Source organism: Glutamicibacter sp. V16R2B1 (genome assembly GCF_005774635.1).
Lineage (GTDB): Bacteria > Actinomycetota > Actinomycetes > Actinomycetales > Micrococcaceae > Glutamicibacter > Glutamicibacter creatinolyticus.
The window spans coordinates 431,831-451,722 of the sequence record NZ_VATX01000015.1 but is presented as its reverse complement, the minus strand read 5'-3'; the positions used below and the strand labels follow the sequence as shown (position 1 = coordinate 451,722).

Sequence of the window (19,892 nt, the reverse complement as noted above, 5' to 3'; positions counted from 1 at the left end):
AATCTTTTTCGCCGGCCGCAGACCGGCCTGCCGGTGGCCCCCGCCGCGTTCCGCGCGCCGGGGGCCACCGGCGTTTTCCATGACTGGCACCAGCGCCGGTGATTATGCTGGGCTTGTGTTCAATCGTCAGGTCCAAGTCCCCGCCCCTGTCCGCAGCACCACCCTGCAACAGCTGCTTGAGCAGCTGGAGGGTGAGTTCCAGCTGCCCGGGCCCTTCAGCGCCCCGGTGCTCGCCGCCGCCGAACGCGCTGTGGCCGAACTGGCCCCGGCCCCCGAAGATCACACCGATCTGCCCTTCTTCACCCTGGACCCGGCCACCTCCACCGACCTGGACCAGGCCATGCACCTGAGTGAAACCGCCACCGGGTACCGTATCCACTACGCCATCGCCGATGTGCCGGCCCTGGTGGAGCTGGGCGGTGTGCTGGACGCCGCCACCCGCCAACGCGGGCAGACGATTTACCTGCCGCACCGGCGCATCCCGCTGCATCCCGAGGTGATTGGGGAGGATCACGGTTCGCTGCTGCCCGGACGCCCCCGGCGGGCGTTCATCTGGGTGCTGGACCTGGACGCGGAGGGCCAACTGCGGCACACCGCCCTGCACCGCTCCATGATCCGCTCCCGGGCCAAGCGAGACTACCTCACCGCCCAGCAGCAGCTGGACTCCGGCGCCCCTGATGCGCAGCTGGTGCTGTTGCAGCGCATCGGCAGGTTGCGCATCAGCCAGGAGGCCCGCCGGCGCGGTGCCAGCCTGAACCTGCCCGAACAGGATGTTCAGGTCGACGCCCACGGCAACTACACGCTGGTCAGCCGCACTCCCCTGCCGGTGGAGGACTACAACGCCCAGATTTCACTGCTGACCGGGATGGCCGCCGCCGAGCTGATGTTGCAGCACAAGGTGGGGATCCTGCGCACCATGCCGCCGCCGCGGCCCGAGGACCTGGCCGAGTTCCGGATGCAAAGCCGGGTGCTGGGCCACCGCTGGGAGGAACACCTGGACTACGGGCAGTTCCTGCGCACCCTGGATGTCTGCGACCCGGCCCAGCTGGTGCTCATGCATCGGGCGGCCGCGCTCTTCCGCGGCGCCGACTATCAGGTGATCAACGGCCAACCCGACACCGAGCTGGTGCAGGCGGCACTGGCCGCCCCCTACGCGCACGCCACCGCGCCGCTGCGCCGCCTGGTGGACCGTTTTGTGCTGCTCACCTGTCACCTGTTGTGCCGGCAGCGTCCCATCCCGCAGCCACTGCTGGAGGCGTTGGAAGAGTTGCCCGGGCTGATGCGCACCAGCTCCGCGGAGGCCGCAGCGGCCGGGCGGGCCAGCATCGCCCTGATCGAGGCCTGGGTGTTGCAGCACCGGGTGGGTGAGCACTTCGACGCGGTGGTGCTTACCGCCGCAACCGCCAATGGCCAGGGCAAGCTCCGTCCCGGACAGGTCCAGCTGCTCGGTGAGGCAATCACCGGATCCTTCACCGGCAGCGCTCCGGCGGCCAGCCTGGTCTCGGTGCGGCTGGAGGAGGCCGACCCGCTGACCCGGCGCTGCCGTTTCAGCCAGGTGGCGAGCAAAGTCACACCATGAGACGTCCGGGGGCAAAACCCGATATGCTAGAAGGACAAAGTTATTTAGGATGCCCGGTCGCGCCGCGCTAAACGAGAGACAACAGTTTTCGTGGTGACTTCCCAGCGGTCACCATCCCCCACCGCCACTACGCCGCGGTGGTGCATGTAGCGATCGGCTCCGCTGGACCGCGTTCCCCTGCCCGCCGGGACACCGTTCCCGGGCACCGTTCGCCGGAGGCCCAGGTCAGGCCGGGACGCCAACGTGAAACGAGAATATGGACATCGTGACTGACACGACCACCCAGGACGCCGCCGCGGCGCCTGAAGAAGCACCCAAGACGTTCGCCGACTTCAATGTGCGCCAGGACATTGTCGCCTCGCTCTCCGAAGCCGGCATCATTCACCCCTTCCCGATCCAGTCGCTGACCCTGCCGGTCGCGCTGGCCGGCAATGACATCATCGGCCAGGCCAAGACCGGCACCGGCAAGACCCTGGGCTTCGGCATCCCCGCGCTGCAGCGCGTGGTGCGCGAATCCGATGAGGGCTACGAGCGCCTGGAATTCCCCGGCGCCCCGCAGGCACTGATCGTGGCCCCCACCCGCGAACTGGCCCTGCAGGTCTCCGCGGACCTGGCCCAGGCCTCCCGGCACGCCGGCGTCCGGGTCACCACCATTTACGGTGGGCGTCCCTATGAGGAGCAGATCGCGGCCCTGAAGGCCGGCACCGACGTGGTGGTGGGCACCCCCGGGCGCCTGATCGACCTGAACCGCCAGCGCGTGCTGAACCTGAAGCAGATCGCCACCGTCGTGCTGGACGAGGCCGACGAAATGCTGGATCTGGGCTTCCTGCCCGACGTGGAGCGCATCCTGGCCGCCCTGCCCCCGGTACGCCAGGCGATGCTGTTCTCCGCCACCATGCCCGGCCCGGTGATCACCATGGCCCGGCGCTACATGTCCCGTCCCATGCACATCCGTGCCGCGGATCCGGGCGACGACTCGATCACCAAGCGCAACATCCGCCAGCTGGTGTACCGCGCCCACTCGCTGGACAAGGACGAGATGGTCGCCCGCCTGCTGCAGGCCGAGGGCCGCGGCAAGACGATCATCTTCACCCAGACCAAGCGGTCGGCCGCCAAGCTCTCCGATGAGCTGATCGACCGCGGCTTCAACGCCGGGGCCCTGCACGGGGACCTGGGCCAGGGCGCGCGCGAACAGGCGCTGAAGGCGTTCCGCTCCGGCAAGGTTGAGATCCTGGTCGCCACCGATGTGGCCGCCCGCGGCATCGACGTGGACGACGTCACCCACGTGGTGAACCTGCAGTGCCCGGATGACGAGAACACCTACCTGCACCGCGTGGGGCGCACCGGACGCGCCGGGAACACCGGCATCGCGGTGACCTTCGTGGACTGGGACTCGGTGCCGCGCTGGTCGCTGATCAACAAGGCGCTGGGGCTGAACGTGCCCGAGCCGGTGGAAACCTACTCCTCCTCCCCGCACTTCTTCGCCGACCTGAACATCCCCAAGGGCACCAAGGGACGCCTGCCGCGGGCCAAGCAGGCCACCGCCGACGGCGGGGAGCCGCGCCGCGCCCGCTCCGAGGGCTCGCGCAACTCCTCGCGCAACCGCCAGCGCACCCGCCGCGAGGACACCTCCGGCAACCCGCGCGCTGCCGAGGGTGCGGACCGGCACGGGCATTCCAAGGGCAAGCAGGACCGCCCGGCCCGGGAGGCCGAACGCCACCGCGAAACCCGGGACGCGAACCAGGAAGAGGGGCGCACCGCCCCGCGCCGGCGCCGTACCCGCCGCCGCACCCGCAGCCAGGACTCGGCTCCCCGGCAGGACGACTAGCCTGCCGGACTCAGGCAGCAGCAACGCTTTGATGGAAGGAACACCGCGCACGTGACACTGCCGACGCTCGATGCACACCCACCGCTCTTCGACCCGGCCGGGCCGAACACGGTGGTGCACGGCGATAACCAGCATGTGCTCGGCCTGCTGCCCGACGCCAGCTTCTCCCTGATCTACGTCGACCCGCCGTTCAACACCGGACGCAAGCAGACCCGCGCGGCACGCACTACGGTGCGTGCCGCCGCCGGGGAAGGCGACCGGATTGGCTTCAAGGGCCTGGACTACATCACCGAGCTGGGCCAGGCGCGCTCCTACCAGGACCGCTTCGATGACTATCTGAGCTTCATCGCCCCGCGCCTGGTTCAGGCGCACCGGCTGCTGGCGGAGGACGGCACCTTGTACGTGCACCTGGACTACCGTGAGGTGCACTATGTCAAGGTGCTGCTCGATGAGATCTTCGGCCGCGATTGCTTCCTGAACGAACTGATCTGGGCGTATGACTATGGGGCGCGCACCAACCGGCGCTGGCCCTCCAAGCACGACACCATCCTGGTGTATGTGAAGAACCCCAAGGCCTACCATTTCGACTCCACCGAGGTGGACCGCGAACCCTATATGGCTCCCGGGCTGGTGACCCCGGAAAAACGTGAACGCGGCAAGCTGCCCACCGACGTGTGGTGGCACACCATCGTTTCGCCCACCGGCAGGGAAAAGACCGGCTACCCCACCCAGAAGCCCGAGGGCATCCTGCGCCGGATCATCACCGCGTCCTCGCGCCCCGATGACTGGGTGCTGGACTTCTTCGCCGGTTCGGGCACCACCGGCGCGGTGGCCGCGAAGCTTGGACGCCGCTTCCTGCTGGTGGACCAGAACCCGCAGGCCATTGAGGTCATGCAGTCCCGCCTGGGCGAGGGAACCCGCTACATTGAGGCCGGGGAGCCGGTGCCGGCGGACAAGATCCGCTGAAGCATCTGCGGGTCGGTGCTGTTCTCCCCCAGCCGGTTCGGCTTGCCCGCCCCGTGATAGTCCGAGGACCCGGTGATGATCAGGTCATGGCGCTGGGCCAACTCGCGCAGGAACTTGCGCCCGGGCTCGGAATTGTCCCGGTGGTCAATCTCCAGGCCGGCCAGCCCCGCCTCGATCAGCTCCTCGAAGTCCTCCGGGGGCACCACTCGTCCGCGGGCCGAGGCCATCGGGTGGGCGAAGACCGGAACCCCGCCGGCCTCGCGCACCAGGCGCACGGCGTCCACCGGGTACACCGCCGGGTGGGAGACGTAGTAGCGCGACCGGGAGGAGAGCATGCTGGCGAAGGCCTCTTCCCGGGTGCCGACCACCCCGGCGGTGACCAGCGCGTCGGCGATGTGCGGGCGGCCCACCGTGGTGCCCGGCTGGGTGTGTTCCTGGACCAGCTCCCAACTGATCGGGTAGTCCTCCGAGAGCAGCCCCACGATCCGCTGCGCCCGGTACTCGCGGGCGGTGCGGGTGACCTCCAGTTCATCAAGCAACGGCTTGTAGGTCGGGTCATGCAGGTAACTGAGCAGGTGCACGCTGATCCCGGTGCGCGAATGACAGGTGATCTCCATCCCCGGCACGAACCCGATCCCGCGTTCCACGGCCCGCGCCCGCGCCTCGTGCCACCCGGTGGTCTGGTCGTGGTCGGTCAGCGCCACCACGTCCAGCCCCGCCGCCACCGCCGAATCAATCAACTGGCCCGGAGGTTCGGTGCCATCGGAAATATTCGAATGGGCGTGCAGGTCGATCAGCATGGCTCTAGACTATCCGGTCGCCCCGCGCTTTGTGCGCACCGGCGGCAGGTGAGAATATGGGAACTATGACCACTGATGCATCGAACACCCCCGGCAACGATCAACCACTGGAAGACCGCGTCAACAACCGCTCGCAGCGACCCACCTCGCGGGCCTTCAAGGAATTCATGGCCTCGAACTGGGCACCGGACACCTCCGAGCTGCCCGACGCCGATGAGGCCGCCAGCTATGCCGCGCAGCGCCGCAAGGCCCTGTCCGAGCGCTTCCCGGGTGAGCGCCTGGTCATCCCGGCCGGGCCGCTGAAGGTGCGCAGCAACGACACCGACTACCGTTTCCGCCCGCACTCGGCCTTCGCCCACCTGACCGGGCTGGGTGTGGACCATGAGCCGGATGCCGTGCTGATCCTGGAACCCACCGACGAGGGCGCCGGGGATGAGGGCGGCAATCACAGCGCCACCTTGTACTTCGCCCCCATGGCCGGACGGGACTCCACCGAGTTCTACCAGAACTCGCGGTCCGGGGAATTCTGGATCGGCCCGCGCCCCACGCTGTCCAAGATGTCCGCCCGCACCGGCATGCCCACCGAGGGGCTGGAGCAGCTGGAAATGGCGATCACCAAGAACTCCGGCCCGCAGGCCCTGGGCGGCATCCGCATCCGCCTGGTGCGCGAGGTCGATTTGAACGTCGAGGCCCTGGTGGACACCTCCCGCATCAACACCGGCCAGGACCTTCAGGCCTCCGACGCCCTGGACAACGAACTGGCCGAATTCGTCTCCGAACTGCGTCTGGTCAAGGACGAATACGAGATCAAGGAACTGAAGCACTCGGTGGCCGCCACCATTGAGGGGTTCGAGGACGTGGTGCGCAGCCTGGACAAGGCCATCGCCCACCAGCGCGGGGAACGCATCGTCGAAGGCGCCTTCTTTGCCCGAGCCCGGGCCGAGGGCAACGAACTGGGCTACGACACCATCGCCGCCAGCGGCAACAACGCCACCATCCTGCACTGGATCCGCAACAACGGGACCGTGCGCGAGGGCGAAGTGCTGCTGCTGGACGCCGGGGTGGAAGCCGATTCGCTGTACACCGCCGACATCACCCGCTCGTTGCCGGTCTCGGGCAAGTTCACCGACGTGCAGCGCAAGATCTACCAGGCCGTGCTGGATGCCGCCGACGCCGCATTCGCCGCGGTGAAGCCGGGCCTGAAGTTCCGCGACCTGCACAACATCGCCACCCGCGTGCTGGCCGAGAACCTGGACTCCTGGGGCCTGCTGCCGGTGCCGCTGGAGGAGGCGCTCTCCCCGGAGGGGCAGCACCACCGCCGCTGGATGCCGCACGGCACCAGCCACCACCTGGGCCTGGATGTGCACGACTGCGCCCAGGCCCGCGCGGAACTCTACCTGGACGCCGAGCTGCAGGAGGGCATGGTCTTCACCATCGAGCCGGGCCTGTACTTCAAGAACGAGGACCTGGCGATCCCCGAGGAGTACCGCGGCATCGGGGTGCGCATCGAGGATGACATCCTGGTCACCGCCGAGGGCGGGGTGAACCTCTCGGCGGCGCTGCCGCGCGACCCGGATGAGGTTGAGGCCTGGATGGCCAAGCTGCGCGGCTAAGCCGGCCGGCGCGACGCCAGGGCAGGACAGCGAAAAGCGGTGGGCCACGGAAGAATTCCTTCCGTGGCCCACCGCTTGGTCTTTCACCGGCAACCGGGTGGCACGCCGTGGTGCGCGCCGGTGTCCGGCAGCTAGCGTCCCTCGTTCTGCGGTCCGCTGCCCGGGGTGCCCGGTTCCCCCGGATGTCCTGGGTTGCCCGGGTGCTTGGATTCGGGCTGTGGCTCGCCGCTGGGGGTTGCCTCGTTTTCCGGGCGGATCACCACCGGTTCGGCCTGGCTCTCGTCGCGTTCACCGGGCTCGGTGTGCTGCGGGGCCTGGCCTTCCGGGTGCTGCTCCTGGCCGGGCTGCTGCTCAGCGCCGGGCGCGGCCTGCGGCTGATTCACCCGCACCCCGTAGCGCGGGCGCCCATCGGGCAAATCCGGGAAGGTGCCGCTGGGACCGGAGGACGGGACCTGCGGTTCGGCCGGGGCACCGGGGGCCGCCGAGGTGGCCCCGGTGGAGGCCGGAGGGTGCTGCGACGCCGACGGCTGGGGGGCCGGCGGCTGGGCAGCCGGGGCCTGTGCCACCGGAGCCTGGCCCGGGTGCATTGGCAGCTGCGAGGCCAGGGCGCGGGCCTTCTGCGCGTTGGCGAAGTCCACCACCACGTCATAGCTGGTGGCCACAAACTGGCTGGAGGAGGCGAAGTCGCGCTTGCCGCGGCGCATCGAATAGCTGACCACCCCGGCGATCATCCAGATCGCCATGCCCAGCCCGATCGCCGAAAGGATCTGGTAGAGCCCGCCGTCCGGACTGAACAGGGACAACAGCAGGCCCACGAAGAAGCCCATCATCGCGCCCTGCGCGGCACCGGCCAACGCCACCTTCGGGTAGGAGAGCTTGGCGGTGACCCGTTCCACGGTGCGCAGGTCATTGCCCACAATGGTGACCGAGGAGACCGGGAAGTCATTGTCGGCCAGATAGTCCACCAGTTTCTGGGCATCAAGGTATGAGGTGTAGCGGCCTAGCAGTTCGCCCCGCGGCAAACCCCCGGCACTTTGCATATTGGCTCCAAGCGGCTGGGTCATACCTATATTGTGCATGCATTTGCTGTGCAAACCCCCATATGGTGCCCAGCTATCGCTGAGGGTGAAAGCTTCACGCCGGGCAATCGCATCACAATTGCCCCCGTTGCACCAGCTGACCGCGATACGCTGGGGTGGTGAGCTCCACTGTTTCCAAGATCTTCGTTGCCCGCCTGCTGGGGCTGGACGTCTTTGACCCCCTCGGCGACCGGCTGGGCCGGCTGCGCGATGTGGTCGTGGTCTCCCGCGGGCCCAAGAAGTCAGAATCCTGTGTGGGCGTGGTCGTCGAGGTCCCGGGCAAGCGCCGGGTCTTCGTGCCGATGACCCGCATCCAGTCCATGGAGGCGAACCAGATCATCTGTTCCGGTCTGGTGAACATGCGCCGCTTCCAGCAGCGCGGGGCCGAAACCCTCATCGCCGCGGAAATCTTTGACCGCAAGATCGCCTTCCGGGACGGCACCGGGCACGGCGTGGTCGAAGACGTGGGCCTGATCCAGACCCGTATGGGCGACTGGGAGGTCAACGAGTACTTCGTGCAGCGCGCCGAACCGGGCTCCAGCCTGCTGGGCCTGCGCCGCAACCGGCGCCACCGGGTGCTGGTCTCCTGGGAGCAGGTGATCCCGGTCGGCGCCCACGAGCCACAATCCGCGGACACGTTCGTCGCGGCCCACGATGAGATGAAGCCGGCGGACTTCGCCGACGCGCTGCATGAGATGAACGCCAAGCGCCGCCTGGAGATCGCCGCCCACCTGCAGGATGACCGGCTGGCCGATGTGCTGCAGGAAATGCCGGACCGCGAACAGGTCCAGATCCTCTCCGCCCTGGGCCTGGAGCGTGCCGCGGACGTGCTGGAGGAGATGGACCCGGATGACGCCGCGGACCTGCTTGGTGAACTGAACGAGGACACCAAGGTCCAGCTGCTGGACATGATGAGCAAAGAGGAGGCCGATGACGTGCGCCGCCTGCTGGCCTACCCCGAAGGTACCGCCGGCTCGGTGATGACCCCGGTGCCGGTGATCCTCACCCCCGAATCCACGGTGGCCGAGGCGCTGGCCGCCGTGCGCCGCGAGGAGCTCTCCCCCGCCCTGGCCTCGGCCGTCTACGTGGTGCGCCCGCCCTTGGAGACCCCCACCGGCAAGTACCTGGGAGCCGTGCACATCCAGGCGCTGCTGCGTGCCGCTCCCCCGGAGCCGCTGGGTGACATCCTGGACAAGGAGCTGGAACCCATCCCGGACAACGCCAGCGTCTCGGAGGTCGTGCGCCACCTGGCCACCTACAACCTCACCTCGTTGGGCGTGGTCAACTCCGATGGCCGCCTGGTGGGGGCGATCACCGTGGATGACGTCCTGGACCACCTGCTGCCCGAGGACTGGCGCAGCCAGCACTAGACCACGCTTGGCCCGGTGCCGCCCCGGCCCGGGAACCGCACGCACACCGTCCGAACCGGTGCCGCCGCAGCGCGGACCGCGTTCCCGATCGAAGGAGCAACACGCATGCCAGAGCAGCGTCAGGCCACCGGCCTGGACACCCCGATGTCGGCCCGCGCCAGGCTGTTGCCCCGATTCAGCCCGAACCCGGACGCCTTCGGCTCCACCACCGAAAAGTTTGCCCGCTTCATGGGCACCCCGCAGTTCCTGGTCTACATGACCATCTTCTGCGCGTTCTGGCTCATCTGGAACACCTGGGCCCCGGCCGGTTGGCGCTTTGACTCGGCCGCGCTGGGTTTCACCGCGCTGACCCTGATGCTCTCCCTGCAGGCCTCCTACGCCGCCCCGCTGCTGCTGTTGGCCCAGAACCGGCAGGATGACCGCGACCGGGTCTCGCTCACCGAGGACCGGGCCCGGGCCGAACGCAACCTGTACGACACCGAATACCTCACCCGTGAGCTGGCCAGCCTGCGCTTGGCCATGCAGGATGTGGCCACCCGCGACTATGTGCGCTCCGAACTGCGCAACGTGCTGGAGGAGCTGCTGGAAACCAGCGAGGGTGAGGAGCTGCACCTGCGGGCGAAGAACCCGCGCCGCAAGCCGGCCCAGCACACCGGCCTGATCCCGCAAATCGACCAGGGCCCCGGCCCGCATGAGAGCCAAGGTGGCAAGTGAGCACGAACGAGCAGCTGCGCACCGCACTGTCCAAGGTCATCGACCCGGAACTGCGCAAATTCATCACCGAACTGAACATGGTCCCCCACGCCAGCGTGGAGGGGACCACCGCGCGGGTGACCGTGCTGCTGACCATCGCCGGCTGCCCGATGCGCTCCACCATCGAGGCCGACGTGCGCGCCGCGGCGCTCAGCGTGCCGGGGATCAGCCAGGTGGACCTTGAGCTGGGCGTCATGAGCCCGGAACAGCGCAAGGAACTGCGCGACTCGCTGGCCGGACGGCGCACCCCGTTCTCCGACCCGAACTCCCTGACCCGGGTCATTGCCGTGGCCAGCGGCAAGGGCGGGGTCGGCAAGAGCTCAATCACCGCCAACCTGGCCGCGGCGATGGCCGCGGACGGGCTGAAGGTCGGGTTGATCGACGCCGACGTGTACGGGTTCTCCATCCCGGCGCTGATGGGCACCAGGCAGAACCCGACCCGGGTCGATGAGATGATCCTGCCGCCGGTCGCCCACGGGGTGAAGGTGATCTCCATCGGCATGTTCCTGGATTCAAACCAGCCGGTGATCTGGCGCGGACCGATGTTGCACCGGGCGCTGGAGCAGTTCCTGTCCGACGTGTACTTCGGGGACCTGGACGTGCTGCTGCTGGATCTGCCCCCGGGCACCGGGGACATCGCCATATCGGTCTCCCAGCTGCTGCCGAACTCGCAGCTGCTGGTGGTCACCACCCCGCAGTCCACCGCCACCCAGGTGGCCGAGCGGGCCGGCACCATCTCCCTGCAGACCCAGCAGAAGGTCATCGGCGTGGTGGAGAACATGAGCTACCTGCAGCTGCCGGACGGCACACGCATGGAAATCTTCGGCTCCGGCGGCGGCCAGGTGCTCAGCGACTCGCTGGGTGAACAGCTGGGCTACCCGGTGCCGCTGCTGGGGCAGCTGCCGTTGGAGGAATCCCTGCGCGAGGGTTCGGACGCCGGGGTGCCGGTGGTGCTATCTGACCCGGACGCGGAGGTATCCCGGCGGCTGCGGCAGATCTCCCGCACCCTGGTGCACCGGCCCCGTGGCCTGGCCGGGCGCCCGCTGCCGCTGAACGTGTAGTCCGCGGCCGGTCACGGGGTGGACCGGCATCGCGCAGCGTCTTGCCCCGGCGCCGCGGCGCTGCTAGTGTCCTAAGCACGCTGCGGCGTCCTGGATCAGCAGACAGGCAAACTGAGCTGGCATTTTACTTTTTCAACGAAAGGAATGTCGGCCATGCCGCACCCGAGCACCCTTTGGATCAAAAACCCGCAAGGCATCCTCAGCGACACCGATGCCGGCAACGGCATCGTCGTCCGGGACAATCTGATCATTGAACTGGTCCCCTGCGGGGCGCAGCCCACCACCGCGTATACCGAGGTCTTTGACGCGGCCAACCATGTGCTCACGCCGGGGTTGGTCAACACGCACCACCACTTCTACCAAACCCTGACCCGCGCCTGGGGACCGGCGGCCAACGCCCCGCTCTTCCCGTGGCTGCAGAACCTCTACCGGGTGTGGGCGCGGCTGACCCCACAAGCCCTGGACGCCGCGGTGCGGGTGGCGCTGGCCGAACTGCTGCTCTCGGGCTGCACCACCGCCGCCGACCACCACTACCTCTTCCCGGCGGGCATGGATGAATCCATTGACATTGAGGTCGCCGCGGTGCGGGACTTTGGGATGCGCGCCACCTTGACCCGCGGGTCGATGACGCTGGGAGAGGATGACGGAGGGCTGCCGCCCCAGTCCACGGTGCAGGAGCTGGATGTGGTGCTGGCCGACAGCCAGCGGCTGATCGAGGCCTACCACGAGCCCGGGGAGGGCGCCACGATCCAGATCGCCCTGGCCCCCTGCTCCCCGTTCTCGGTGACCACCCAGGCCATGAGCGAAAGCGCGCGCCTGGCCGGGCACTACGGGGTGCGCCTGCACACGCACCTGGCCGAAACCCTGGATGAGGAGGAGTTCTGCCTGAGCCGGTTCGGGCTGCGGCCACTGGACTACCTGGACAGCGTGGGCTGGCTGGGACCGCACACGTGGCTGGGGCACGGCATCCACTTCAATGACGCCGAGATCCGCCAGCTGGGCGCGGCAGGCACCGCCGTGGCCCACTGCGCCACCTCGAACATGCGCCTGTCCTCCGGCATTGCCCGGGTACTGGAGCTTGAGCAGGCCGGGGTCCCGGTCGGGCTGGGCGTGGATGGTTCGGCCTCCAACGACGGCTCGAACATGATCCTGGAGGCCCGTCAGGCCCTGTACCTGCAACGGCTGCGCTACGGGGCGGACGTACCGGTGGAACGCGCGCTGCGCTGGGCCACCGAGGGGTCGGCGCGGGTGCTGGGACGCAGGGACATTGGCCGCATCGCGGTGGGCCAGCAGGCGGACCTGGCGTTCTTCAAGACCGATGAGCTGCGCTTCTCGGGCAGCCACGACCCGTTGGCCGCCCTGCTGCTGTGCGGTGCGGACAAGGCCGACCGGGTCATGGTCGCCGGGCGGTGGCGGGTGCTGGACGGTGCCATCCCGGGACTGGACCTGCCGGCGCTGATCCATGAGCACCGCCGCCACGCGCGGGCGCTGGTGGATTTGTCCACCCCGGTAATCCAGTACAGCTAGCCGTTCTCCGGCCGGATGCCGGTTCGCCCTTTACCGGCAGCGAACCGGTGTCCGGCTTCAGGAACAAGTAATCCCCTGCTGCCGGGCTCATACCGGGGCAGGGGATTGTGTTGTTGGGGGAAGCCTCCAGGCTAGGTGGCCTCGTCGTCGAAGGGGGCCGGTTCCCCGGGGGCCAGGCGGTCGGTGGCCGCCGGGGCCACGGATTTGCGGATCGGGGCGGCCGGGGCGGATTTTGCGGCGGTGACCGCCTCATCGAATTCGTCGACCAGGGCTTCCTTGATGATCCGCCGCGGGTCGTACTGACGCGGATCCAATTTCTTCCAGTCCATGTCGGCGACTTCGTCGCCCACTTCCTCCCGCAGCTGCTCCCTGGCCCCGTTGGCCATGCGGCGCAGTTCCTTGACCAGGTTCGCCAGTTTCCGGGCGTACTCGGGAAGCTTTTCGGGGCCCAAGATCACCACCGCGAGAATCGCCAAAACGACGAACTCGCTACCGTTGATACCTGCAAACTCCACGATAGAAAGATTACCCTGTCATCTGGGCATCGGCCTAAGCGCGCTGCCGTGTCGAGAGCCGGTGCCCCGGCGTGCTAGCTGGCGCTGGGCATGATCTTGCCGGCGATGCGCGGCAGCGAAACCGTCAGCGGGGCCTTGGTGTTGGCGGGGTTGCGGTGTGCCAGCGCATCACGCAGCATCGCCCGTCCACGGTGGATGCGTGAGCGCACCGTGCCCAGTTTCACGTTCAGGGCGTTGGCGACTTCCTCGTAGGAGTACCCCTCCAGGTCACACAGGACGATCGCGGCTCGGAACTCCGGCGGCAACGCCTTCAGGGCGTTGTGCACGTCCACATCCAGGTTGTTCAGTTCAAAGCCGCGTTCGGGGCCCGGCGCGGTGCCTTCCAAACGGTCCTCGGCCCCTTCGGCGAAACGGTCGAAGCGGATCTTGGAGCGGCGGCGCGCCCCGTCCAGGAACAGGTTGGTGGTAATACGGTGCAGCCAGCCGCCCAGGGTGCCCGGCGTGTAGTTCTCCAGGCCCTTGAAGGCGCGCACGAACGCTTCCTGGGACAGGTCCTCCGCGTCCTGGCGGTTACCGGTCAGCCGGTAGGCCAGGCGGAAGATGCGATCCCCATGTTCGCGCACCATGGCATCCCACGTGGGTGCGGGATCGGCGGGGGCGGCGAGTTCGTTGCGTGTAGTGCTCACGTATTAAGTCTCGGCTCTCCAGCTGAGCACAAGCTAAGAATCCACTGCGCTGAAGCCGTCAGTTGTCCTTGGGCAGCACGCCCCGGCCCGGATAAGCCACTGCGGGGAACGCCCGCGGTCGCATCAGCGCCGGGACTTCAAGGTTCTGTGACAAAGAGCGCTACGATGGACGGTGGCCGCCATTTTCATGGAATGAGGAACGCACCCACATGCCGTCGATGAACACCGAGTTGTTTGCCAGCTGGACCCATGCCCAGAACGCCGTGACCGAAGATGAGGTCATGACCCGCGCCCGGGAGCGCGGCAGCGAACTGGGAGCGCACACCATCGACCCGGCCGGCGCGTCCATCCTGCAGCTGCTCTCCAATCTTTACAGCCCCCGCAACGCAGTGCAGATCGGCGCCGGGGTCGGGGTCGCCTCCCTGTCGATCCTGCGCGGCATGGGAACCAACGGCACCCTGACCGTGATCGAAAGCGACCTGGAGAACGTGGGGGCGCTGCGCGAGGCGCTGCGCGAGGACCGGGTGCTGGGCGCCCGGGCGCGCATCATCACCGAACGCGCCGCCACGGTACTGGGCCGGCTCACCGATCGCGCGTACGACATGGTGCTGATCGATGCCGAGCACGAGAACCTGCTGGACTACGTCGCCGAGGCCAAGCGCCTGATCGGCAAGCGCGGGGTCATCATCATCTGCAACGCCTTTGACGAGCACCGCCTGGCCAAGCCGGCCGTGCGCAAGGCCTCCACGGTGGCCATGCGTGATGCCATGCGGATGCTGCGCGAGGACCCGAACCTGCTGTGCCACCTGCTGCCCACCGAACAGGGCTTGTTCATCGCGGCAGCCAAGCACTAGTACGTCCGTAGGACGCAGGAGGAACGGGGCCGCCTGCCGCGGCGGGTGCGCGACGGGCTGGTGACAGACCAAAGGGCCGGCGAATGCCGGCCCTGAGAATCCTTATTCAGTGACGTTTACCAGACAATTACGCAGCTCGGTGGCCTCATCTGCATTCAATTCGACCACCAGGCGACCGCCGCCATCGATGGGCAGGCGCAGGATCAAGCTTCGGCCTTCCTTGGTGACTTCCATTGGCCCATCACCGGTGCGTGGCTTCATCGCCGCCATGTACGTTGTTCCCTTCGTCAGTGACCGGAACGTTCAACCGCATACCGGTTCAACGCCCGAGCCGTCCTATAGTCCGCTCAATCAGCTGGGATTACCTTGTTGATTTGGAGACTCTATACTCTCCATTATTCCTAATTTTCACCCGTGTCGCTAATCACACGCCGCGACTCGATGTCATGAATCTTATTCTCCAGCCGGTTGATGCGCGCAGCGAGCTGATCCAGAACGTCGTCCACCTGGTCGCACCGGTAGCCGCGCAGCCCAATGGAAAAACGCACCGCATCCACGTCGCGGGCCGAGGGTTCATCGGGCAGCAGCACCGGCGGCAGTGACGCCTCGGGCTCAATCAGGCCGGCCACCGGTTCGCGCGGCACCTCGAAGCGCCGCCCCGCGGAGCGTGCCGGATGGCGCAGCGCACTGAGGTAGAACGCCGCCGCACCACACAGCACAATCGCCAGCGCCACCAGCAGGAAGGACATCAGATCCCTTCCGAGTTATGCGAGGAGTTTGCATCAATCAGCGCGCTGATCACCACGTCAACCGCTTCGTCCGGGTCATCGGTGAGGGTGAACAGGTTCAGGTCCTTCGGCGAGATGCAGCGCTCCTCGGCCACCACGTTCGTCAGCCAGTCGACCATGCCGCCCCAGTAGTCCTTCCCCACCAGCACGATGGGGAAGCTGGTGATCTTCTCGGTCTGGACCAGGGTCAGCGCCTCGAAGAGCTCATCCAGGGTTCCAAAGCCGCCGGGCAACACGATGAAGCCCTGGGAGTACTTCACGAACATCGTCTTGCGCACGAAGAAGTAGCGGAAGTTGATTCCCTTGTTCACCCACTGGTTCAGTCCGGTTTCGAAGGGCAGCTCAATGCCCAGCCCCACCGAGACTCCCCCGGCGTCGCTCGCGCCGCGGTTCGCCGCCCCCATGATGCCCGGGCCCCCGCCGGTGATGGTGATCAGTCCGGCTTCGGCCAGGCGGCGTCCGATGCGCTCTGCCTGTTGGTAGTAGGGGCTGTCTTCCCCGGTGCGGGCCGAACCAAAAACGGAGACGGCCGGGCCGATCCCCGCCAGGGTGCCGAAGCCGGAGACGAACTCGCTTTGAATCCGCAGCACGCGCCACACGTCATTGTGGGTGAAGTCCTCCTGCGGCCCGGAAAGCAGGTAGCGGTCCAGCTGCATGCCCGGGGTCTTGCCGGGCCACGAGGCTTCGACGTGCAGTTTTCTGCCGGCTCGTGCGTTTTGTTCACTCTTGCTTTTGTGGGCCATGACTTCACTCTATCCGTCCCGCCACCACTATGGGCTGCTTCATTGCATCCTGTTAGCGAACAAATGACGCCCTTGCTCCCGATCCGGCGCCACACCCCTACCCCAGGGCAGGTACCTCCGCACCCACTCCGCTGCTGGCGGATGCCTTCACCGCACTTGGCAGCTCAGACTGGGTTCACCGTGCGTGCATCGCTCGGACCACCGGCACGCAAGGAGCCTGCCCGGGCACCGGCCTGGTCACGCCTTTGCACTCCGAATTTGCGCCATTCCCGCTGCGACGTGCGCGTTACCATTTGGTAACAACTTCTGGACGAGTGTGATTCGTATCGCGTTACCCCGGTCACATGGGCTAATGTCTAATCTATGAAAAGAGATCCTGCGACTCAATCTTCATATGACGGCCCGATTGTTCAGCTGACCACGGTCAACAAGCATTACGGTGCCCTGCATGTCTTGAACGACATCAACCTTGAAGTTACCAAGGGCGAAGTAGTCGTGATCCTCGGTCCGTCGGGCTCAGGGAAGTCGACCCTGTGCCGTGCCATCAACCGCTTGGAAACAATCGATGACGGCACGATCAAGATCGATGGCAAGACCCTGCCCGAAGAGGGCAAGGCCCTGGCCAACCTGCGGGCCGATGTCGGGATGGTTTTCCAGTCCTTCAACTTGTTTGCGCACAAGACGATTCTGGAGAACGTCACCCTGGGCCCGATCAAGGTCAAGGGCATGAAGAAGTCTGAAGCCGAGAAGCTGGCCATGCAGCTGCTTGAACGGGTGGGAGTGGCCAACCAGGCCAACAAGCTGCCGGCCCAGCTCTCCGGCGGCCAGCAGCAGCGTGTGGCCATCGCCCGGGCACTGGCCATGCGCCCGAAGGTCATGCTCTTTGATGAGCCGACCAGTGCGCTGGACCCGGAAATGATCAACGAGGTGCTGGACACCATGGTCACCCTGGCCAAGGAGGGGATGACCATGCTGGTGGTCACCCACGAAATGGGCTTCGCCCGCAAGGCCGCGGACCGGGTGATCTTCATGGCTGACGGAAAGATCGTCGAACAGGCCGCACCGAACGACTTCTTCACCAACCCGCAAACCGACCGGGCCAAGGACTTCCTTGGCAAGCTCATCACCAACCACTGATACACACACCCGCATCACAAGTAGGAGAACATCATGCGTAAGACACGTTTCGGTTCGATTCTCGCCATGGCCGCGGTGGCAGGCCTGGCCCTGACCTCATGCGGCGGATCGGGCTCCGATGACGCCGGAAGCGGCGACGGTGGCGGCGAGAAGGTGCGCATCGGCATCAAGTTCGACCAGCCGGGCCTGGGCTTCAAGGAAGGCGATGAATACACCGGTTTTGACGTGGACGTCGCCAAGTACGTCGCCAAGGAGCTGGGCTACGACGAGGGCAACATCGAGTTCGTCTCCGCCCCCTCGGCCAACCGCGAAACCCTGCTGGAAACCAACCAGGTCGACATGATCTTCGCGACCTACACCATCAATGACGCCCGCAAGGAGCGCGTGGCCTTCGCCGGCCCGTACTTCGTGGCCGGCCAGGACCTGCTGGTGCGCACCGATGATTCCACGATCACGGGCAAGGACTCGCTCGATGGCAAGAACCTGTGCTCGGTCACCGGTTCCACCTCGGCCGAAAACGTGAAGAAGGACATCCCGGGCGTCAATCTGGTCGAGCAGCAGGGCTACGCCGACTGCCTGGGCCTGCTGGAGACCGGTGGCGTGGACGCGATCACCACCGATGACATCATCCTGGCCGGCCTGGCCGCCACCGAGGCGAACAAGGGCAAGTTCAAGGTCGTGGGCGCACCGTTTAGCGAAGAGCCCTACGGCGTGGGCCTGAACAAGGAAAACGACAAGTGCGAGGACATCAACACCGCCATCAAGAAAATGATCGATGAGGGCGAGTGGGAGAAGGCGCTGAACGCCAACACCGAAGGCACCGGCTACAAGCCGAACGCCGAGTTGAACCCGCCGACCGAATTCGAGGCCTGCAGCTAGTCAGGCCAGCGCACTAACGACGTGGTGCCGTGTTTCGGTTCGCACCGGGCACGGCACCACCGGTTTCCACCCCATCCACCGACCAAGGAGAACACGTCGTGGAAGGCTATTTAAGTCTTTGGGATGAGTACGGTGAGCGGATCCTGGAGTCCTTCTGGGCCAACCTGCAACTCACCTTCTGGGCCGCCTTGGCATCGCTGGTGCTGGGCACCTTGCTGGCCATCATGCGGATCAGCCCCATCCCCAGCCTGCGGGCCTTTGGCACCGCCTACGTCAACATCTTCCGAAACACCCCGCTGACCATCATCCTCACCTTCGGTGTGCTGGTGCTCTTTGGCGTTTTTGAGCTCAAGCTCAGCTCGGATTTCAACCTGAACTTCTTCCAGATCGCGATCATCGGCCTGAGCATCTACCATGCCGCGTTCTTCTGTGAAGCCATCCGCTCCGGGGTCAACACGGTGCCGCTGGGTCAGGCCGAGGCGGCCCGCGCCATCGGGCTCAGCTTCCTGCCGGCGGCGCGCATCATCATCCTGCCCCAGGCGTTCCGCGGGGCGATCGCCCCGATGGGCAACGTGCTGATCGCACTGATCAAGAACACCACCGTGGCCATCGCCGGATCAGTCGCCGAAATTTCCGGGCTGATGAAGACGATGCTGGAGTACCGCGCCGACGTGGGCATCCTGATCTTCCTGACCGTGGCACTGATGTTCGTCATCGTCGTGCTGCCGATCGGAGCGCTGACCACCTGGCTGTCCAAGAAACTGGCGGTGGCACGATGAGCAACGCACAATCGGTTCTCTTCGATGCCCCGGGGCCCAAGGCGCGCCGGCGCATCATGGTCCTGAACATCATCGGCATCCTGCTGGCCCTGGCCCTGATCGGCTACATCCTGTACGTGATGAACAGCAAGGACCAGCTGAACCCCGAACGCTGGGCGGTCTTTGCCAAGGGTTCGATCTGGTCGAACTACGTGCTGCCGGGCCTGCTGAACACGCTGAAGGCCGCGGCGATCTCGATCGTGACCTCCCTGGTCTTTGGCTTCATCTTCGGCATGGGACGCCTGGCCCACAACAAGCTGATCAACTTCCTCAGCTCGGTGGTCGTGGAATTCTTCCGCGCCGTGCCGGTGCTGCTGATGATGCTGTTCCTGTGGATCGTGCTGGCCCGGGCCGGCTGGGTTGAACCGGCCAGCTCACCGTTTGTCGCGGTCGTGATCGGGCTGACCCTTTACAACGGGTCCGTGGTGGCCGAACTGATTCGCTCCGGCGTGCATGGGCTGCCCAAGGGCCAGCGTGAGGCGGGCATCGCCATCGGGCTGACCCGTGGCCAGTCGCTGCGCCTGATCGAGATCCCGCAGGCGCTGACCGCGATGCTGCCGGCACTGATCAGCCAGTTCATCGTGATCCTGAAGGACTCGGCGCTGGGCTACATCATCAACTTCAACGAACTGCTGTTCAACTCGAAGCTGGTGGGTACCGGCAACTCGAACATGCTGCAGGCGCTGGTGATCTGTGCGCTGATCTTCATCCTGCTGAACTTCGCCCTGTCGAAGCTGGCGGAGATCGTCTCCCGCCGGCTGAGCAGCCGGGTTCCGCGGGACAAGAAGGCGGCCCCGGCACCCAGTGCCACCATGCCGCCGGATGTGGGGATCCCGGCCGCGGGAAACAACTAGGGATGAGGGGCCTGCCCCTTGCCACTCCCCCGAATAGCACTG

The 19,892-nt window shown here is 66.6% G+C and carries 20 protein-coding genes; 13 read left to right on the top strand and 7 right to left on the bottom strand.

Features of this window, described 5'->3' with window-relative positions:
• Positions 1-115: 115 nt before the first annotated feature.
• The 3 genes from FDN03_RS12240 (at position 116) to FDN03_RS12230 (ending at position 4,373) form a co-directional block, all read left to right on the top strand.
• Positions 116-1,579 (top strand): RNB domain-containing ribonuclease, encoded by a 1,464-nt coding sequence (locus FDN03_RS12240; protein ID WP_171021234.1) that lies wholly within the window; start codon positions 116-118, stop codon positions 1,577-1,579.
• A gap of 265 nt (positions 1,580-1,844) precedes the next feature.
• Positions 1,845-3,407, top strand: coding sequence for a DEAD/DEAH box helicase (locus tag FDN03_RS12235; protein WP_249354534.1), 1,563 nt, complete (start codon positions 1,845-1,847; stop codon positions 3,405-3,407).
• 51 nt (positions 3,408-3,458) lie between these two features.
• On the top strand, positions 3,459-4,373 hold the full coding sequence (locus FDN03_RS12230; protein WP_249354532.1) for a site-specific DNA-methyltransferase: 915 nt from the start codon (positions 3,459-3,461) through the stop codon (positions 4,371-4,373).
• On the opposite strand, the gene FDN03_RS12225 is transcribed toward FDN03_RS12230, so the two are convergent.
• Complete coding sequence (locus tag FDN03_RS12225) at positions 4,328-5,173, bottom strand: PHP domain-containing protein (protein ID WP_138177430.1); 846 nt, start codon at positions 5,171-5,173, stop codon at positions 4,328-4,330. The genes FDN03_RS12230 and FDN03_RS12225 overlap by 46 nt on opposite strands.
• A 65-nt stretch (positions 5,174-5,238) precedes the next feature.
• On the opposite strand from FDN03_RS12225, the gene FDN03_RS12220 reads away from it, so the two are divergent.
• Positions 5,239-6,786: an aminopeptidase P family protein gene (locus FDN03_RS12220; protein WP_138177428.1), complete on the top strand. Its 1,548-nt coding sequence runs from the start codon at positions 5,239-5,241 to the stop codon at positions 6,784-6,786.
• 131 nt (positions 6,787-6,917) lie between these two features.
• Here the strand turns inward: FDN03_RS12220 and FDN03_RS12215 are convergent, their stop codons facing one another.
• Complete coding sequence (locus FDN03_RS12215) at positions 6,918-7,850, bottom strand: general stress protein (RefSeq protein WP_212743904.1); 933 nt, start codon at positions 7,848-7,850, stop codon at positions 6,918-6,920.
• A 134-nt stretch (positions 7,851-7,984) separates the two neighbouring features.
• On the opposite strand from FDN03_RS12215, the gene FDN03_RS12210 reads away from it, so the two are divergent.
• From FDN03_RS12210 to FDN03_RS12195, 4 genes are all read left to right on the top strand, one after another.
• Positions 7,985-9,235, top strand: coding sequence for a CBS domain-containing protein (locus tag FDN03_RS12210; protein ID WP_138177426.1), 1,251 nt, complete (start codon positions 7,985-7,987; stop codon positions 9,233-9,235).
• A 105-nt stretch (positions 9,236-9,340) separates the two neighbouring features.
• Positions 9,341-9,949: a DUF1003 domain-containing protein gene (locus FDN03_RS12205; RefSeq protein ID WP_138177424.1), complete on the top strand. Its 609-nt coding sequence runs from the start codon at positions 9,341-9,343 to the stop codon at positions 9,947-9,949.
• Entirely contained in the window at positions 9,946-11,049 is a 1,104-nt protein-coding gene (locus FDN03_RS12200) for an Mrp/NBP35 family ATP-binding protein (protein ID WP_138177422.1), read from the top strand. The genes FDN03_RS12205 and FDN03_RS12200 overlap by 4 nt, the downstream gene beginning before the upstream one ends.
• Positions 11,050-11,202: 153 nt before the next feature.
• Positions 11,203-12,576, top strand: coding sequence for an 8-oxoguanine deaminase (locus tag FDN03_RS12195; RefSeq protein WP_138177420.1), 1,374 nt, complete (start codon positions 11,203-11,205; stop codon positions 12,574-12,576).
• Between the two features lie 131 nt (positions 12,577-12,707).
• Here FDN03_RS12195 and FDN03_RS12190 read toward each other — a convergent pair whose 3' ends face one another.
• Positions 12,708-13,091, bottom strand: coding sequence for a sec-independent translocase (locus tag FDN03_RS12190; RefSeq protein WP_138177418.1), 384 nt, complete (start codon positions 13,089-13,091; stop codon positions 12,708-12,710).
• A 74-nt stretch (positions 13,092-13,165) separates the two neighbouring features.
• The gene (gene sigE, locus FDN03_RS12185) at positions 13,166-13,777 is read right to left on the bottom strand and encodes an RNA polymerase sigma factor SigE (protein ID WP_281283949.1); all 612 of its coding nucleotides are present in this window, start codon (positions 13,775-13,777) and stop codon (positions 13,166-13,168) included.
• A 209-nt stretch (positions 13,778-13,986) separates the two neighbouring features.
• Here sigE and FDN03_RS12180 point away from each other — a divergent pair, with 209 nt between their 5' ends.
• The gene (locus tag FDN03_RS12180) at positions 13,987-14,631 is read left to right on the top strand and encodes a class I SAM-dependent methyltransferase (protein ID WP_138177416.1); all 645 of its coding nucleotides are present in this window, start codon (positions 13,987-13,989) and stop codon (positions 14,629-14,631) included.
• A gap of 102 nt (positions 14,632-14,733) precedes the next feature.
• Here the strand turns inward: FDN03_RS12180 and FDN03_RS12175 are convergent, their stop codons facing one another.
• The 3 genes from FDN03_RS12175 to FDN03_RS12165 all read right to left on the bottom strand — a co-directional run bounded on the left by FDN03_RS12175 (position 14,734) and on the right by FDN03_RS12165 (position 16,075).
• A complete protein-coding gene (locus FDN03_RS12175; RefSeq protein WP_138177414.1) occupies positions 14,734-14,901 on the bottom strand; it encodes a DUF3117 domain-containing protein in 168 nt (55 codons plus the stop codon).
• A gap of 131 nt (positions 14,902-15,032) precedes the next feature.
• The gene (locus FDN03_RS12170) at positions 15,033-15,380 is read right to left on the bottom strand and encodes a DivIVA domain-containing protein (RefSeq protein ID WP_138177412.1); all 348 of its coding nucleotides are present in this window, start codon (positions 15,378-15,380) and stop codon (positions 15,033-15,035) included.
• Positions 15,380-16,075: a TIGR00730 family Rossman fold protein gene (locus FDN03_RS12165; RefSeq protein WP_249354555.1), complete on the bottom strand. Its 696-nt coding sequence runs from the start codon at positions 16,073-16,075 to the stop codon at positions 15,380-15,382. The genes FDN03_RS12170 and FDN03_RS12165 overlap by 1 nt, the downstream gene beginning before the upstream one ends.
• A gap of 492 nt (positions 16,076-16,567) precedes the next feature.
• On the opposite strand from FDN03_RS12165, the gene FDN03_RS12160 reads away from it, so the two are divergent.
• The 4 genes from FDN03_RS12160 (at position 16,568) to FDN03_RS12145 (ending at position 19,850) form a co-directional block, all read left to right on the top strand.
• Positions 16,568-17,299 (top strand): amino acid ABC transporter ATP-binding protein, encoded by a 732-nt coding sequence (locus FDN03_RS12160; RefSeq protein ID WP_171021244.1) that lies wholly within the window; start codon positions 16,568-16,570, stop codon positions 17,297-17,299.
• A 33-nt stretch (positions 17,300-17,332) separates the two neighbouring features.
• On the top strand, positions 17,333-18,178 hold the full coding sequence (locus tag FDN03_RS12155) for a glutamate ABC transporter substrate-binding protein (RefSeq protein ID WP_054821281.1): 846 nt from the start codon (positions 17,333-17,335) through the stop codon (positions 18,176-18,178).
• 98 nt (positions 18,179-18,276) lie between these two features.
• The gene (locus FDN03_RS12150) at positions 18,277-18,957 is read left to right on the top strand and encodes an amino acid ABC transporter permease (RefSeq protein ID WP_054821280.1); all 681 of its coding nucleotides are present in this window, start codon (positions 18,277-18,279) and stop codon (positions 18,955-18,957) included.
• Entirely contained in the window at positions 18,954-19,850 is an 897-nt protein-coding gene (locus FDN03_RS12145) for an amino acid ABC transporter permease (protein ID WP_138177409.1), read from the top strand. Before FDN03_RS12150 ends, FDN03_RS12145 begins: the two co-directional genes overlap by 4 nt.
• Positions 19,851-19,892: the final 42 nt, after the last annotated feature.

Excerpts from the sequence above, each read along its gene's own strand:
- FDN03_RS12225 (WP_138177430.1), bottom strand. The coding sequence starts at position 5,173 with ATGCTGATCGACCTGCACGCCCATTCGAATATTTCCGATGGCACCGAA.
- FDN03_RS12220 (WP_138177428.1), top strand. The coding sequence starts at position 5,239 with ATGACCACTGATGCATCGAACACCCCCGGCAACGATCAACCACTGGAA.
- FDN03_RS12215 (WP_212743904.1), bottom strand. The coding sequence starts at position 7,850 with ATGACCCAGCCGCTTGGAGCCAATATGCAAAGTGCCGGGGGTTTGCCG.
- FDN03_RS12205 (WP_138177424.1), top strand. The coding sequence starts at position 9,341 with ATGCCAGAGCAGCGTCAGGCCACCGGCCTGGACACCCCGATGTCGGCC.
- FDN03_RS12195 (WP_138177420.1), top strand. The coding sequence starts at position 11,203 with ATGCCGCACCCGAGCACCCTTTGGATCAAAAACCCGCAAGGCATCCTC.
- FDN03_RS12180 (WP_138177416.1), top strand. The coding sequence starts at position 13,987 with ATGCCGTCGATGAACACCGAGTTGTTTGCCAGCTGGACCCATGCCCAG.
- FDN03_RS12175 (WP_138177414.1), bottom strand. The coding sequence starts at position 14,901 with ATGGCGGCGATGAAGCCACGCACCGGTGATGGGCCAATGGAAGTCACC.
- FDN03_RS12170 (WP_138177412.1), bottom strand. The coding sequence starts at position 15,380 with ATGTCCTTCCTGCTGGTGGCGCTGGCGATTGTGCTGTGTGGTGCGGCG.
- FDN03_RS12165 (WP_249354555.1), bottom strand. The coding sequence starts at position 16,075 with ATGCAGCTGGACCGCTACCTGCTTTCCGGGCCGCAGGAGGACTTCACC.
- FDN03_RS12155 (WP_054821281.1), top strand. The coding sequence starts at position 17,333 with ATGCGTAAGACACGTTTCGGTTCGATTCTCGCCATGGCCGCGGTGGCA.
- FDN03_RS12145 (WP_138177409.1), top strand. The coding sequence starts at position 18,954 with ATGAGCAACGCACAATCGGTTCTCTTCGATGCCCCGGGGCCCAAGGCG.